This window comes from Fructilactobacillus fructivorans, assembly GCF_001434095.1.
GTDB classification, from domain to species: Bacteria; Bacillota; Bacilli; order Lactobacillales; family Lactobacillaceae; genus Fructilactobacillus; species Fructilactobacillus fructivorans.
In genome coordinates, this window is the sequence record NZ_AZDS01000004.1 from 54,613 (window position 1) to 70,435 (window position 15,823).

General features: G+C 40.5%; 17 protein-coding genes. 2 read left to right on the forward strand and 15 right to left on the reverse strand.

The genetic code is table 11. The annotated features are described in order from the left end of the window. Nucleotides 1-2 precede the first annotated feature (2 nt). Nucleotides 3-1,085, reverse strand: coding sequence for an AI-2E family transporter (locus FC73_RS04825; protein ID WP_010022881.1), 1,083 nt, complete (start codon nucleotides 1,083-1,085; stop codon nucleotides 3-5). A gap of 441 nt (nucleotides 1,086-1,526) precedes the next feature. Here FC73_RS04825 and FC73_RS04830 point away from each other — a divergent pair, with 441 nt between their 5' ends. Further along, the gene (locus FC73_RS04830; RefSeq protein ID WP_010022883.1) at nucleotides 1,527-2,705 is read left to right on the forward strand and encodes an SAM-dependent methyltransferase; all 1,179 of its coding nucleotides are present in this window, start codon (nucleotides 1,527-1,529) and stop codon (nucleotides 2,703-2,705) included. A 63-nt stretch (nucleotides 2,706-2,768) separates the two neighbouring features. Here FC73_RS04830 and FC73_RS04835 read toward each other — a convergent pair whose 3' ends face one another. The 13 genes from FC73_RS04835 to FC73_RS04895 all read right to left on the reverse strand — a co-directional run bounded on the left by FC73_RS04835 (nucleotide 2,769) and on the right by FC73_RS04895 (nucleotide 13,788). After that, nucleotides 2,769-3,101: an AzlD domain-containing protein gene (locus tag FC73_RS04835; protein ID WP_010022884.1), complete on the reverse strand. Its 333-nt coding sequence runs from the start codon at nucleotides 3,099-3,101 to the stop codon at nucleotides 2,769-2,771. A gap of 15 nt (nucleotides 3,102-3,116) precedes the next feature. After that, complete coding sequence (locus FC73_RS04840; protein ID WP_010022885.1) at nucleotides 3,117-3,893, reverse strand: AzlC family ABC transporter permease; 777 nt, start codon at nucleotides 3,891-3,893, stop codon at nucleotides 3,117-3,119. A gap of 126 nt (nucleotides 3,894-4,019) precedes the next feature. Next, nucleotides 4,020-5,300, reverse strand: a complete 1,281-nt coding sequence (locus tag FC73_RS04845) for a D-alanyl-D-alanine carboxypeptidase family protein (protein WP_010022886.1) — start codon at nucleotides 5,298-5,300, stop codon at nucleotides 4,020-4,022. Continuing rightward, the gene (locus tag FC73_RS04850) at nucleotides 5,281-6,471 is read right to left on the reverse strand and encodes a sensor histidine kinase (RefSeq protein ID WP_010022887.1); all 1,191 of its coding nucleotides are present in this window, start codon (nucleotides 6,469-6,471) and stop codon (nucleotides 5,281-5,283) included. Before FC73_RS04850 ends, FC73_RS04845 begins: the two co-directional genes overlap by 20 nt. 15 nt (nucleotides 6,472-6,486) lie before the next feature. Next, nucleotides 6,487-7,173: a response regulator transcription factor CroR gene (croR, locus tag FC73_RS04855; RefSeq protein WP_010022888.1), complete on the reverse strand. Its 687-nt coding sequence runs from the start codon at nucleotides 7,171-7,173 to the stop codon at nucleotides 6,487-6,489. A gap of 138 nt (nucleotides 7,174-7,311) precedes the next feature. Then, entirely contained in the window at nucleotides 7,312-8,052 is a 741-nt protein-coding gene (locus FC73_RS04860) for a DUF1129 family protein (RefSeq protein WP_010022889.1), read from the reverse strand. 9 nt (nucleotides 8,053-8,061) lie between these two features. Beyond that, entirely contained in the window at nucleotides 8,062-9,159 is a 1,098-nt protein-coding gene (gene ychF / locus FC73_RS04865) for a redox-regulated ATPase YchF (protein ID WP_010022890.1), read from the reverse strand. Nucleotides 9,160-9,178: 19 nt separating this feature from the next. Next, entirely contained in the window at nucleotides 9,179-9,367 is a 189-nt protein-coding gene (locus FC73_RS04870; protein WP_010022893.1) for a DUF951 domain-containing protein, read from the reverse strand. Nucleotides 9,368-9,380: 13 nt separating this feature from the next. Then, the gene (locus tag FC73_RS04875; protein WP_010022894.1) at nucleotides 9,381-10,265 is read right to left on the reverse strand and encodes a ParB/RepB/Spo0J family partition protein; all 885 of its coding nucleotides are present in this window, start codon (nucleotides 10,263-10,265) and stop codon (nucleotides 9,381-9,383) included. Next, nucleotides 10,249-11,022: a ParA family protein gene (locus FC73_RS04880; RefSeq protein ID WP_010022895.1), complete on the reverse strand. Its 774-nt coding sequence runs from the start codon at nucleotides 11,020-11,022 to the stop codon at nucleotides 10,249-10,251. Before FC73_RS04880 ends, FC73_RS04875 begins: the two co-directional genes overlap by 17 nt. A 23-nt stretch (nucleotides 11,023-11,045) precedes the next feature. After that, complete coding sequence (rsmG, locus tag FC73_RS04885) at nucleotides 11,046-11,768, reverse strand: 16S rRNA (guanine(527)-N(7))-methyltransferase RsmG (RefSeq protein ID WP_010022896.1); 723 nt, start codon at nucleotides 11,766-11,768, stop codon at nucleotides 11,046-11,048. A 179-nt stretch (nucleotides 11,769-11,947) separates the two neighbouring features. Beyond that, entirely contained in the window at nucleotides 11,948-12,868 is a 921-nt protein-coding gene (gene rihC / locus FC73_RS04890) for a ribonucleoside hydrolase RihC (protein WP_115791474.1), read from the reverse strand. A gap of 89 nt (nucleotides 12,869-12,957) precedes the next feature. Then, the gene (locus tag FC73_RS04895) at nucleotides 12,958-13,788 is read right to left on the reverse strand and encodes an alkaline phosphatase family protein (protein ID WP_010022900.1); all 831 of its coding nucleotides are present in this window, start codon (nucleotides 13,786-13,788) and stop codon (nucleotides 12,958-12,960) included. 122 nt (nucleotides 13,789-13,910) lie between these two features. On the opposite strand from FC73_RS04895, the gene FC73_RS04900 reads away from it, so the two are divergent. After that, nucleotides 13,911-14,546 (forward strand): SGNH/GDSL hydrolase family protein, encoded by a 636-nt coding sequence (locus FC73_RS04900; RefSeq protein ID WP_010022901.1) that lies wholly within the window; start codon nucleotides 13,911-13,913, stop codon nucleotides 14,544-14,546. A gap of 15 nt (nucleotides 14,547-14,561) precedes the next feature. Here FC73_RS04900 and FC73_RS04905 read toward each other — a convergent pair whose 3' ends face one another. Next, a complete protein-coding gene (locus tag FC73_RS04905; RefSeq protein ID WP_010022902.1) occupies nucleotides 14,562-15,761 on the reverse strand; it encodes a zinc ribbon domain-containing protein in 1,200 nt (399 codons plus the stop codon). Between the last annotated feature and the right edge of the window lie 62 nt (nucleotides 15,762-15,823).

Here is a 15,823-nt window from a genome sequence, read left to right on the forward strand (position 1 = left end):
CATCATTTGAAGCATTTTTTCATTAACTTACTGATCCAACCCGGCTTTTTGTTCTTACCAACATCATCAACGTTCTGAACTCCCAGAACATCCAACAGGAAGGTAAAGATGGGAACCGAAACAATTAGACCCCATGTTCCAAAGATGTGTTCACCAACTAGTAAGACCACAAAGGTGAAGAAAATCGGTAATTCAGTCTTAGCCGACATAAACTTAGGGTTTAGGACATAGGCTTCAAGTAGGTGAACCAACATGATGATGATGAAAATATAGATTACATATCTAAAGCCACCGACCATGTAACCAACCAGCGTCAGCGGAATTAGCGAAATGATCACTCCAGCAACCGGAATCAAACTAAGAAAGAAGATCATGACCGCCAGAATCAAAAGTTGTGGAATCTGCATAATCCACAGACAGATCGTCGTAATGGTGGTATTACAGATCGCGATAAAGAACTGCGCTTCAATTACCACCCCGAACGTCTTCACGAACGTTTTAGCAAAATACAAAATATCTGAGAAGAACCAGCCAAAGGTGCTGGTTAGAAATTTTTTCGAAAACCGTTTGACCTGCTTCAGTTCGAGGGTAAAGAAGAAACTTAGAAGAAGTGACATGAACATGGCAATTCCGGTTGTTCCAATACTAGTAATGTAACTAAAGATCAAGTTCATACTACCTTTAATCTGATTAGGAACGTTAAAATTCTTTAATAGCCAGAGAACCGAAGCCCTTACCTGGGGATTCTTGATCGAATGAGGACTTTCATAAAACGTGATCAGGGTCTTGGTCGTTTCTACTCCCTGCTCGGCAATTTTAGGTAGGTAGAGAACACTAACTAGGATAATGGCCCCAATGATCAACAAGTAGATTACAATCACCAAAATAGGAATTGGGATCTTAATTCGAGCGCGAATCCAGAGCACCAGCTTAGTGATTAGTAAGGTAAAAATAAAGGTCAAAAGAATGGTCGTCATCATTGAACGACATAGGTACAGTACCAAGATAATCAGCAATAAGACCGTTGCTCGTCTTAGTTTCGTGTTATTTAAAAATTTTTGCCACCAGTTTGTAATATTATCCATTTTTAATTTAATTGATCCTCTTTTCCAAAGTTATGATTTTACCTCAAGATGATATGGTAACTCTTAACCCAGTTGCCTTCTTTGGTACGTCTGGAGTGCCCTGATTAGATGTTTTACCATTATTTTTCAAACGATTAAACGATTATTAGATGAAGGCACCGCATGATTAACCTGTGCCTTCCTGTTATGTGGTGAGGAATTTGATCGTTAATGTTATGAACACTTGTATATTCATGAAATAAGAAAATGGAGCAACCTAACATGACGATGATCCAAAGCCATTTCTTTTTCACGATTATTCCTCCATTTCAACCATAAGATGGAATATTTTTATTATACCATCGATTGTAATTTGGTGAAATTTGTGTCAGTCTATTTTACGAGTTTCACAAAAAAGGTTATAATGTCCTTATAACTATTGAATTAAAGAGAGGTTTTTATATGCTTGAAAAGACGTTTTATAGTGAATTTATCAAACACAGTTTTAATATTCCACTAAAGGTAACCTACTGGGACGGTTCAACTAAGACTTATGGTGAGGGTGAACCGAAAGCTCACATTACCATCCACAAAGCTATTCCAATCAAGGACATCACTAACAATGCTTCGATTGCTTTAGGTGAAGCCTACATGGACGGTGTCATCACCATTGAGGGAATCTCATTGGAAGACTTGGTTGCAGCTGCTTACCTCGATACCAGTAGTTTTCTTCACAACAAGAAGTTTATCAAATGGTTACCAAAATCATCTCATTCCGAAGCTGCAAGTAAAAAAGATGTCCAAAAGCACTATGACATCGGAAACGAATTCTACAAGATTTGGCTTGATAAAACCATGACTTACTCTTGTGGTTACTGGGAAAGCCCCGAAGACAGTCTTTACGATGCCCAAATGAATAAAGTTCATCACATTATCAAAAAGTTGAACCCTCAGCCTGGTGGTACCTTACTAGACATTGGTTGTGGATGGGGAACCCTAATGTTGATTGCGGCCAAAGAATACGACCTAAAGGTCACTGGTGTCACCCTTAGCCAGGAACAATGTGACTACGTCAACGAACAAATCAAGAAGTACGGCTTAGAAGACGTTGCCGAAGTTCGATTACAAGATTACCGTGAACTTCCAAAATCTGAGAAATGGGACTACATTACCTCAGTTGGAATGTTTGAACACGTTGGAAAGGAAAACCTCGACGAATACTTCAAGGTGGTTTCAGATCACCTCGCCCAAAACGGAAACGCTTTGATCCACGGAATCACTAGACAACAGGGTGGTGCCATCAACGGATGGTTGAACAAATGGATCTTCCCAGGTGGCTACATCCCCGGTTTGACCGAAAACTTGGATCACATTATTGATAACGGGATGCAAATTTACGATCTTGAATCACTAAGACGACACTATCAAAAAACTACGGAAACATGGGACAAGAATTTCAATGCTCACAGAAAAGAAATTGAAAACATGTTTGACGAACGTTTCTGTCGTATGTGGGACCTCTACTTACAAGCATGTGCCGCATCATTTAAGGTTGGAAACATCGACGTTATGCAATACCTAATCTCCAAGGGACCAGCTGGTGCTTCACTACCAATGACCCGAGACTACATGTATAAATAACTTTACAGATATTAAAAGACGTAACTTCAATTTTTGAAGTTACGTCTTTTTTTATTGATTAAGTTAAAGGACAAAAGTTAGTAGAAACACGGCCGCTAATCCAGCCATCACCGAAACTAACATGGATCGTGTCCAGTAAGCAATTCCAATCACTAGCACGGCGGCAATTAGTTCCGGTCCCTGACCACTGATTGAAAAGGCATAGGATTGATTAATAAAAATATCCTTTACGACCAATGAAGTGAACAAACAGATCGGGACAAACTCCATCCATTCCATAAACCACTTTGGAATTTTACGTTTCCTAAAAAATGCTAGTGGTATAAACCTTGGAGCTAAAGCAACTCCGAAACACAACAATATTAACAGAAAGTGCTGCATCGCATCCCATTTCATAACAATTCTCCCAACTTATTCCTTTGGTGTTCCCGCAGGGTTTTTAAACGTCTTAAGAAAAATACTCTTTTTATGGGTCTTATGTCTTCGACTCCGAAAGTACTTATCAAGCATGAAACCGACAAATGAAGCTACTAAGGTCGCCGCTACTAATCCCAGCGTTGATTTAGTTAACACTAGGAAGAAGATCGCAAGGCCAGCAGCAAGAAATGCGATGAACACTTTTAGCAAATCCTTTAGTTGCATCACAATCATGTATAAGAAAAGTGCGGTTAATGCAAAATGCACCACGGTTAAATCGATGGTTAAAGCTGAACCAATCAAACTCCCTACCAGATTACTAATGGTCCAGAAAAACAGCGTAAAATGTTCAACTTGAAGAGCGTCCTTGGGCGTCCACTTCTTATCCGTTGAAAACTTCAGATAGTTCACGGCATAGTTCTCATCATTTAGCGAACAGGCAAAGAAGAACGTAAAAAGCGTATTCTGTCCATGAAGATACTTTGAAAGACTCGAGCCTAGCAAAGCATATCGTAGTTCAAGGAAAAATAGCATCAAAACGATCGTTAAAAGTGGCGAATTAATGGTTAACATGGATGCGATCAAAAATTGAGCTCCACCAGAAAATACCAGTAGTGAAACCAAGATCGTGTTAAAAGTGTTAAACCCAGCCGCATGCAATAGAATCCCACAAGCTAATCCAATGGGAATATAGCTCAAATCTAAAGGGAATGAAACCTTTAAATTCTCTTTCCAAGCAGATTCGTTAGGATTCGGTACTAATTTTGTCAATTGAAATCCTCCACTTGATTTCTCGAATAAAATATTTAAAAAAATTAATCAACTTTTTGCGTACAATGTTTATTATAAGAAAAAATGGTGAAATAACAAACCATAATTTGATTCTAACGGTAATTATTAGAAAAAGCTAACTACATCACGATACAATCTCACAAAGAAATTAACCTTATCAACGCTTTGCCCGGTAACAATTGGCGCCTTACCACCACTCTGATTTAAGAACTCAACTTTCTGATTTTTAAATCCAACTTGATTTGTTCCGATTTTTTGATTTTTCAGCACCGGAGCCGTAATTTCATTATTTTTTGAAACCTTGGGATCAAGCTTAATTTTATTGGTAAATTGATCCGGTTGAGCAATTTTACCCCAAAGTGTGATGGACTTAGCCATTTTAACTTTAACTTCTTTTTGTTTTCCGTTCCTTACCCTTAATTTAAACTGGTCATTATCGTACTTCATGGGACGGTAATTCCTTATGACATGATCCATTAACTCTTTAGTAACCACAAACCGTTGGTTGGGTTTTGCGCCCATGATGACGGTGATGATCCGATGACCATGATGATTATCTAGGGTTCCTGCAAAGTTCTCACCCGCTTTTTTGGACGTTCCCGTCTTGAGACCATCCACATTTAAAGCTGGATTATAGTACCGCTGGCCCCTCAACATTTCGTCAGAAGTCTTAACCACTTCTTTTTGTTTCCCAGAGGCATCACTGAACGTGTAATTTTCCTGCTTTGTGGTTTTCAAAACAGCAGGATCCTGATTAATTATCTTTTGAGAAATAATGGCAGTGTCTCGTGCCGACATTTCGTTTTCGTCGTCTCCTTGAACTTTGGGTAAATTCATGGGAGCCACTTGTTCATTCGTCAGACCACACGCATTATAAAATTGCGCGTCTCTAATTCCCAGTTTCTTAGCGGTAGAACGCATCGTTTTCGCAAAATTCTGACTGTTGCCAGCAACTTTATCACCAAGGGCCATGGCACTGGCATTAGCCGATCCAATTAAAGCGGATGAATAGAGGGACTTCACCGTATACTTCTTATGAGCATCTAGTTTAACGTTGGTAAATCCCTTCTTGGTACTTAACTTAGCTACTTCTGGTGAGATTGTGACTTGATCATTCCACTTCAATTGATGATCATGAACTCGTTTCTGGACTATGTACGCGGTGAGTAACTTACTCATCGATGCCGCTGGCAAATTCTTGGTGGCATTTTTTTGATAAATAATTTGTCCTGATTTAGCATCAACCGCAATTGCTGACTTACTGTCAATCTCACCCGAATTAGCTTTAGCCAAAGTTTCTGGCACCATCGCCATAAAAGCGATCACCATAATCAAAAATGAAACAATCAAATGATATGCATTTGAATTACTTTTCTTTTTTTCCATTTTCCTCTCCTATCACCATCCGTTTGTTTTTCTGTAACGGATGATTAACATCTAACGGAAGATAAATCTTAAATGCGGTGAGTTTTTTAGTTGAAGAAACGTTAATGTATCCGCCCTGGTTCGTCACGATTTCACGGACAATGGCGAGGCCTAACCCCGTTCCACCAGTCTTGGTGTTTCGCGATTCTTCAACCCGATAGAAGCGGTCAAAAATGTGTTCTAGGGACCGTTTAGGAATCTGTTCCCCATCATTTGCGACCACAATCTCAACGCCATTTTTACCCTCAGGTTTAGCGGATAAATAAATGTGCTTACCACCCTTTCCATACTTAAACGCATTAGAAATCAGGTTATTAAAGACACGACCCAGGGATTCCGCGTTGGCTTTAATCCAAACGTTCTTTTTTAAGGGTTTCATCTCAATTGACATCCCATGTTTAGAAGCATCCAGTTTAAACGATGCCTGCAATTGTTCTAACAGAGCGTTTACGTCGATATTATCAATTTCTTGTGATGGTTTCGATTTATCCCCTGCTTTAGCATACTCAAACAAGCGATCAACCAACTGTTTCATTTGTTGCGCCTTCAAATATGCAATGTGAGAGTATTTTAAGATTTCATCCTGGTTTTTACACTGACCATCTTCGATCAGGCCAAGGTATCCCAAAATCGATGTTAAAGGAGTTCGAAGATCATGGCTGACACTGGTCACTAACTTGTCTTTTGAAACCTCCACCTTTCGTTCGTCATTCATGGATTCAATTACACTATCAACCAATGCATTAATGCTTTGAATAACCCGTTCGGTATCACCCTTCAACTCAAACGGAATTCTATGATCAAAGTGTCCGTTAGCGATGTAGTGCAACTCCGAAATGATATGACGTAGTTGCATCTGATGATAACGACGGATTAGCCGCCAGTAAATAATGATGACATCAATGACGCCCATCGCAACAATGAAAAGATTTTCCCAACTTAACAAATGAAAGTGCATCGGACCAAACGTAACCGACTGTTTGATGATAAAAATTCCATCTCGAAGTCCCGGGTTACTTTCAATGGATTGGGTAATGATGACAGTAATAGCTAGGTTTAAAAGGAGTAATAAGATTAAAGTAACTACTCCTTCACCAAATAATTCAGTTTTTTCCTTTGTTGTTAATTTCAAACCAAACGTTCCTCTTTATGCTTCAACTTTATAGCCAACGCCCCACACGGTCTGGATGACTTTTTCACCACCAGTCGCCTCTTCAATCTTATCGCGCAAGTGGCTTACGTGCACCATGACGGTTTTAGCGGAAATAATACTTTCCTGTTTCCAAACCCGCTCAAAAATTTCATCAGCCGAAAAGACCCGATTAGGATGACTAGCAAGAAGATACAGGATTCCAAATTCTAAGGCAGTTAGTTGAATTTCCTTGCCATCATCTGTCTTCACCTCATGAGAATCCTTGTTAATGGTCAGTGGTCCCACATTTAAAATATCAGGCTTCTCCTTGGTAACGTCATTTTGACTTCTTCTAAGAAGTGAACGAACTCGTGCCATGATCTCAAGGGGATTAAACGGTTTAGTAACGTAATCATCCGCTCCCGATACCAGTCCTTGAATTTTATCCATGTCAGCCGTTTTGGCAGATAAAACGATAATTGGAATCTGAGAATCTTTCCGAATCTCCTTAATCACATCAATTCCACTCATTCCGGGCATCATAATATCCAGAATGACAAGTCCAATGTCAGGTTCGGTTCGTAGCAGCGAAAGGGCATCATTCCCGTTATAAGCTGAAACTGGTTCATAACCTTCATTTTTAATATAAATTTCTAATAATTGTGCGATTTCTTTGTCGTCATCAACAACTAAAATTTTCATTTTAATTACCTCTAATTCACTATTTTTCTTTAGTTTATCAGATTGAAAATAGAGATTAACCCAAATTGTTTTAACATTATAAACATTTAAACTTTTACATCAAAAAAATCGTAGATCGGTTGATCCACGATTAATTAATTAGTTTCGGTTTCCAGTAAAGAGTCCGTTGGTAATTGGGAAACGATGACGCATGTACAGAATTCCCGCAATTCCAATGACACCGATCACTGCATCAACAATGGGACCAGTAATTGGATTAATTATTCTTGGAATGTAAGTCCCACCAAAGAATACTAGCATCCAAATGGCAAACAATAGGACCATCATTAAAGCCCGAATAATCCCGTTGTACTTGTGTTTAACTCCTGGTGCAAATAAGTTGGTCATCAGTGGCATCCCTGCTCCAGCAACAATTGATGAAACAAAGATCCCGGTAATTCCCATGACACCACCCTTTGATGCCTGTGAGGAGTTGATGAAGAACATCGCAGCATATAAGAAGCAGAACAAAACCAAGAACCATAAGAAATTGTACGTCGCATCAATGACATAGGTCATGGGTGTCAACTTTTGCGGTTTCTTGGGTGGATGAATCGTAAGCTCGACTTTTTGCGTTACCGTGCCGTACAAATTCTTAGCGGTTACCCCGCGCTTCTGGGCCTTCTTTAATTCATCAACCATTTCACTAATCTTGGTAGCCTGTTTTTCTGGTTCTAGCTTGGTCTCAGACAGTTCCTGCTTGAATTTGTACATATACTCAGCGTTTCGCTTGGTTAGACCAACGTGATCAAATTGCTCCCGTTCAGCAATCTTAGTGTTTGAGTGATGTTGATGTTGCTTAGCTTTCGCATTTCGTTTTCGATTGTCTTCCTCGCTCATAGTTTCCTCCTAAACGTTGAATCTAAATTCGGCAATGTCACCGTCTTGCATGACGTAGTCCTTACCTTCAATCTGTAGCTTGCCAGCATCCTTAACGGCATTTTCACTACCATATTTATCAAGGTCATCAAATGACATGATTTCTGCTCGAATAAATCCACGCTCGAAGTCAGAATGGATAATACCAGCGGCTTGAGGAGCTTTGGTTCCCTTCTTAAAGGTCCAAGCCTTCGTTTCTTTGCCACCTGCAGTAAAGAACGTTTCAAGACCAAGTAATTTGTAAGAAGCCCGAATCAATTTGTTTAATCCTGGCTCAGTTACGCCTTCCGCTTCAAGAAAATCAGCCTTATCATCGTCGCCTAGTTCCGCAATTTCTTGTTCAGTTTCAGCCGCAATGCCAATGGCCTGGGCTCCATGTTTTTTAGCGTAGTCATTAACCAGCCTAAAGTACTTATCGCTGGCAGGATCAGCCATTGAAGCTTCACTAATGTTAGCAACATACAAGACCGGTTTCGATGTTAACAGGAACAATCCCTTCACGATTTTCTGCTCATCTTCATCAAAATCAATGTCACGAACTGCGCCGCCATCTTCTAGAACCGGTTTGATTTTATTTAAAACATCCAGTTCTTCCTTGGCTTCATCAGATCCCTTAGCAGCCCTTTGAACCTTACCAATTCGTTTATCAACGGCATCCAAGTCAGCAATTCCCAATTCGACGTTGATAGTTTCAATGTCACCAACTGGATCCACTTTTCCAGTTACTGAAGTAATATTGTCATCGTCAAAAGCACGTACCACGTGCACGATGGCGTCAACCTGACGAATATTTTCCAGGAACTTGTTTCCAAGTCCCTCACCTTTACTTGCACCCTTTACGATTCCCGCAATGTCGGTAAATTCAAAGGTGGTTGGTACCACTTTCTTGGCTGGGATTAGTTCTTGAATCCGATCCAGCCGTTTGTCTGGAACTTCCACCATTCCAACATTTGGATCAATCGTTGCAAAAGGATAGTTAGCCATTTCGGCTCCAGCCTTTGTAATGGCATTAAAAAGTGTTGACTTACCAACGTTCGGCAACCCAACGATTCCCGCTGTTAAAGACATCCTGTTTACCTCTTTTTAATTAATTTTCTGCGTGCTTCTCTAATACTTTTTTTAAACGTTTCTCAAATTGTCGTCGACTAATCATAACGATATGGCCACATCCAGTGCACTGCACCTTAATGTCAGCACCCATTCGAATGATTTCCCATCGATTGGTTCCACATGGATGAGGCTTCTTCATTTCAACGATATCATGCATTCCATACATAAAAATATCCTCCCTAGTCGAGATGAATATCCAATAAATCTAAAATCCGGTTTAAATCATCAGTTGACATATAATCAATTTGGATCTGACCCTTGCCAGCCTTAGTATTCGTTTCGTTGATCAATACTTTAGTGCCAAACTTATCCTGAAGCTGATCCTCACTCTCTTTAATGTAGGGTGATTTGGTTCGCTTGGTCGGGCGCTTGTTTTTCGTTGAATTGGACTTATTAGCCTTGGCAATTAGTTTTTCTAACTGTCTAACCGTCAGTGTTTCATCCTTAGCCTTTGCAGCTAGACTCAACAGTTGAGACTTCTCTTTTACCGAAAGCAAAGCTCGCGCCTGTCCCATTGACAACTGCTTTCGTTGGAGCATTTCTTTCACTGGTTGAGGAAGTCCCAATAACCGTAAGTAGTTGGCGATGTACGGTCGACTCTTGCCTAATCGTTCTGACACCTGAGCCTGCGTTAGATTCAGTTTGGTCATTAAAGTATCATAGGCCTGTGCTTCTTCTAACGGATTGAGATCTTCTCGTTGTAAGTTTTCCATGACAGCAATTTCCATCATTTGCTCTTCAGTAGCATCACGAACAATGGCTGGAATCTTGGTCTTAGCGGCAGCTTTTGAAGCCCGGAAACGGCGCTCACCAGCAATAATCTGGTAACGATTTTTATCAGTGTCATGTCTGACAATGATTGGCTGAAATACCCCTGATTCTTCAATCGATTTCGTTAAATCATCCAGGGCTTTTTGGTCAAACTTCTTTCGTGGTTGGTAGGGATTAGGTGAAATCTTAGTTAGGTCAAGATCAACGACCGCTTCGTCATCATTATTAACGTCATTGTCCTTAAACAATGCCTCAATTCCACGTCCTAAGCCCTTGCTATTTTTGTTGGTCATGGGCAGCTAACACTTCCTTTGTCAATTCCATGTATACTTTGGCACCTTTTGATTTAGCATCGTAGTCAATGATTGGTAATCCGTGACTTGGTGCTTCCGATAAACGAACGTTTCTTGGAATAACGGTCGTATATACCTTATCCTTAAAAAACTTACGAACTTCATTATTAACTTGTGCTCCAAGATTAGTACGGGAATCAAACATCGTCAATAACACTCCCTCAATTTTAAGATTGGGGTTAAAGTGTTTTTGGACTAGTCCAATGGTATTGAGCAATTGACTCAATCCTTCCAGAGCATAGTATTCCGATTGAACCGGAATAAGGATTGAATTACTTGCGGTAAAGGCATTAATTGTAATTAGTCCCAGAGATGGTGGACAGTCAATCAGAATATAATCATATTGATCAGAAATACTATCAAGTGCCGACTTCAGTCGGGTTTCTCGTGCCATCATGGGTGTTAATTCAATTTCAGCCCCAGATAGTTGGATGGTGGCAGGAACGATATCAAGATTTTGGTGTGAGGAGTGTAAAATGACGTTTTCAATTGGCTCTTCGTTAACTAAAACGTCATAAACATCCTTATTAATTTTTTGCTTGCTCAGACCAACTCCGCTGGTAGCGTTTCCCTGTGCATCAGCGTCAACCAGTAGAACTTTTTTACCTTGAGTAGCAAGATCAGCACCCAAGTTAACAGCCGTGGTAGTCTTTCCGACCCCACCCTTTTGGTTTGCAAGCGATATAACGGTTCCCATGTTGTTCCCTCCTTGTTACGTGATTACTTAAGTGGATCCTTATTAGGGGTTCCAGCTTTTCTTGGATATTTCTTTGGTGTTTCCTTCACTTTATCAATCACAATGATGTTACGAACTTCGTTGTTTTCCGGTAACTTGAATTCGAAATCGTCTTCAACTTTTCCACCTAAGGTTGTAATGGCGTGCTGAGCCGCCTTTAATTCTTCGGGAGCTCGAGCCGCTTTTAACGCAATCAATTTGCCACCGATTTTAACCATTGGCAAACACAATTCTGAAAGAACGCTTAGACGAGCAAGAGCTCGGGCCGTTGCAAAATCAAACTTCTCACGATCCTTCGATCGTTTCCCACCGAACTCTTCGGCGCGGGCGTGAACCAACCGCACGTCCTTTAACCCCAGTTGGTCGATTAATTGTTGTAAAAAGATAATTCGTTTGTTGAGTGAATCCACGATGGTAACCTTTAAATCAGGATTAATAATCTTAAGTGGAATGGAGGGAAAGCCAGCTCCCGCCCCAACATCCACGATTGATTTATTCTGAAGTAATTCAGGAATGTAGAAGGCTGGAGTAAGTGAATCATAAAAATGTTTGAGATACACATCATCTTGTTCCACAATGGTCGTTAAGTTTACCTTTTGGTTGTAAGCAACCAGTAGCTTGTAATAAGTGGCAAACTGTTGCTCCTGTTGACCTGACAATGGCAGATTATGTTTCTCCGATGCGGCTTTAAATTGTTCTGGATTCATTAGACTCTCCCACGATGAAACCAAACGCTTCCACGTTCTGTTTCATCTAATTCAACAAATTAGATTCTTATTTCATTATAACGAAATTTTAAAGTTTTCGTTACCAAAAAAATAAAAAAGTCGAGAGATTATCAAGTGTCTAACTTTTATAGAGCACTTCAATCCTTCTCGACTCTTTACTATTTTTTCATATTTTGAACTTCTGTTTTAAACCAGCGGTTAAAAGCGGCAGCATCAATATCAACGGCCACGTCAGCGTTGGTTTCACCATTATGATAAGCGCCCCGAATGTCACCAACCGTCGCCCCATTAGCGGGTCCCATAGTCTGAATATCAATCCACATTGGCTCAGTGATGAGATCTTCGGGATGCAACAGGTAGAAGATGGTATTAACGTCATGCATGGCGACGCCATTCTCGCTTTGATCACCATCGCTGGTAATAATATCATGCAACATCTTTCCCGCTCGATTCATATTCTGAATCTCTTCTAGGGTTTCATTGGTTAAGAGAGCCCTTTTCGTAACATCCAGGCCAATCATCACAATGGGCACGCCACTTTGATACATGATTTTAGCCGCATCGGGGTCGGTAAAGACGTTAAATTCTGCTGCACTGGTCATATTACCACGTCCCAGAGCGCCTCCCATTGCCACAATTCGACTTAATTTAGATTTAACTTCGGGATATTCTGAAAGAAGTAGGGCTACGTTAGTGTAAGAACCAGTTGCAACCAGCGTCACCTGCTCCTCACAATTCATGATGTGTTCGTGTAAAGCTGCGACCGCCGTTTTCTTTAACGGTGATGGTAAATCATCAGAAAACTCATAGCCACGCATTCCTGACTCTCCGTGAATGCGAGCCGCGTCTTCAAATGGTTTCACCAGCGGGTCTTGTACTCCAGCAGCTACTGGAACAGCATCACCATCATGAAAAAAGTTAATGATCTTGAGCGCATTGATCGTGGTTTTATCAACCGTCACGTTTCCAGAAACGGTCGTTACCAGGTCAACGTCTAGTTCTGGATCATTTAATGCGACCGATAGAGCAGCTGCATCATCGATGCCTGGATCCATATCCATAATGATTTTTTGCATAATATCCCTCCGTTACGATTATGTGATTATCATTTAATTTTACCACACGCTTAACCTTATTCTTACTTTTGAAGCCGACAAAAAAGAGCCCACTAAACCGGCTCTTTCCTTAGATATGGAATTAAACTCTTAGAGGGACGTTTAACCTTAGTTAAAATCCCTAGTCCGTCTAATACCGTTCCACCAATCACACTGACACGATCAATATCCTCAATGTGTTTTCCATTCGATTGATTATCGTATAGCATTACTGGTAAAATCTTGTAAGTTGATAGTCCATCCTGGGTCTGTGAATCGCCTACCCGACTGGATGTCACAATTAATAAATCATCATCTTCAAGGGAATCCATCAGTTCACCCAACATGACGTCGACCTTTTTTAATTCAGAAGAAAATTGGTCAAGGTCGCCCTCCATGGCAGCTGCCTGCAATTCTGGAACTTGAGCGTAAATGAAACCACTTCGCATCTTTTCAAGTTGCTGGTTCAGTTCCACAAACGTTGCCGTATTATTTGGGACCTGGATTCTCTTAGAGAAGTCCTGTACCTGAAGGTATTCTACAAACCGTGAAATGATGACCGAACTCTTTTGGGCTTTGTAAACTTCTTCAAACACGCTCGAAACGCGCGAATTAACGGCACAATCAAACATTTCACGCAAACCAGACGCTGGCTTATTTACTACCGAATTAGTCCGAACCAAACCATATGCTCCAACCGGATTAACTTCATCTGAAGAATGGTCCCCATTGAAAAAAATGTTGAAAAGTCCTAAACGTCGCAGGGTCGGTAAATCTGACTTTGAGGACTGATTCAAAACGTGTGAAAGGATGTTGTCGCTTGAGGCGTTGAGTTGTTCTGCCTCGTTGTCCGAGCGTAAACCAAGTGATGCCAAATCCACAACAATTACTCTTTTATAACTCACGTTTTCATCTCCCGTACTCAATAAAATTTAATTGTATACTATCATGCAATAATAAGCCGCCCATGTCAATTGACTTAAGGGGTAGAATAAAAGTATCAAAATTTAAAATCGAGGATTAAAAAATGAAACCAATTAATGAAGACAACATCATCCTACTAGGAGATTCCTTAACCCGTGGTTTCGATGGAGAAAAGGATCTCGTTTATAACTGGCCGTACTACTTAGGCCAATTTTTACCGTTTAAATCAATCACTAACGCCGGTCAGAACGCTGGTACGATCACCGGTAACTGCGAGCTAGACTTAACTTATCAGATTGATCACCACAACTTCAAGAACTACGAGCTAGCCACGATTTTTTACGGTACCAATGACTTTGCCCATCGTTATGAAACTCTGGAAGTGGTGGGAAGGATGCTCGATCAAAACATCAAACAAATCAAAGCCGAAAATCCCTCCATTATGATTTTGGGGATCCTGCCATTAAATCGCTTCGATGGTGGGTCCGATAATTATAATATGGAGGGACTTGCTCACTACACATTTGGTCAATTACTAAATTGTCTCATCAAAGTCTATCACCAAAATGACATTAATGTCTTAAACTGGCGGAAAGTTGCCCCTACTTTGGTTGATAACAGTAACTATCAAACTCGCCTAAATGATCATCGTCTCCATCCCAATTCATCAACTTACAAAATGATGGCCAGGATCATTGCAGAATTTATTCAAAAAAACGTTAATCAAAAAGAGCCCTAGTCGGCTCTTTTTTAATTATTTTACTTCATCCAAATTTTGCAGTTGAAGCTGACCATCAACAGATTGTTTAACGTCAGCCCGATAATTGGTGGTTTTAGTGGTCTGTTGACCCTTATCATCGGTCGTTTGGGTCTGGACCTCAAACTCAACGTTTGCTTTACCCTCACCGGTACTTTGCACCTTTTTAACGTCTGCCGTAATTTTACGATCCTTAATCTTATCAGTGTGATCCTGCTTGGCAATCGCAATCATTTTGCCATAAGCAGGATTCTTTTTACCATCAATAAAGTTTTGGTCATACTGAGCCTTATCAGCCGAAGCATCGTCAGAAACATCCCCGTTAATGGGATCCCAGATGGCGTTGATCAGATTGGTAGCCGCTTTCTTATCCACTAACTTGTCAAACTTAATGGTAATCTGGGAGTTGTCATTTTTCATCGTAAGGTACTGTACCTCACTTTGCATGGGCTTGCCATTCACACTTAAGGTGGCCCAAATTGATGAATTGGCATTAATCGGCAGGTTCTTAATCTTGGTTTTTCCACTTTTATCAAGGTTAACAACGGGATGATTGTCAACGTACACTACGGCACTTGGTACACTTTGAACCCGAAATGAAACCACCTTAAAGTTCAAGTGTGCCGTGTCATCCGATTCCAGTAAGTTAAACTGTCCGTTCGTTTCAAGCTTTTTCCCGTTTGCTTCCGCCGTAGCAGCCATCTGATGGACTCCTGGAATTAATTTTTTAACGGTTAATTCACCATAATCGTCAGTCTGACCAGCCTTTTTCCCGTCGACCGTTACCTGAGCGTGTGGTAAATTAGTTTTAACGCTTGGCGCAACTGGTTTAACCACTAATTGGTAACGGGGAAAGACGAAGAAGTTCTTTCCCGTTTGTTGGTAAGAAAAAGCCTGACTGATCCCATCCCCACCACTCATTTGCGTCTTAAGATTACTAATGGCACTGGGATGTTGATCAAAGTAAGTCATCACAGGTTGAACGGTTCCCTCATCAGGAGTTCTCTTTTGACCGGCAATTTTAATGTTTGCCATGACGCTTTTTTGCTGATGACCCTGTAATGCATTAATTAAACGCTCTCCACTGGCTTTCTTGGAGTAATAGTTGGTTCCAACGATCCCAATCGTAACGACAATTATAATTTCAAGAACTATTAGGAACGCCAGAAACTTATGTGATTTATGCTTTGTATCCACGTGTGCTTCCACCTTTTATATCAATATAGGGAAATCATAACATACGCCAAATAAAAAGAAAC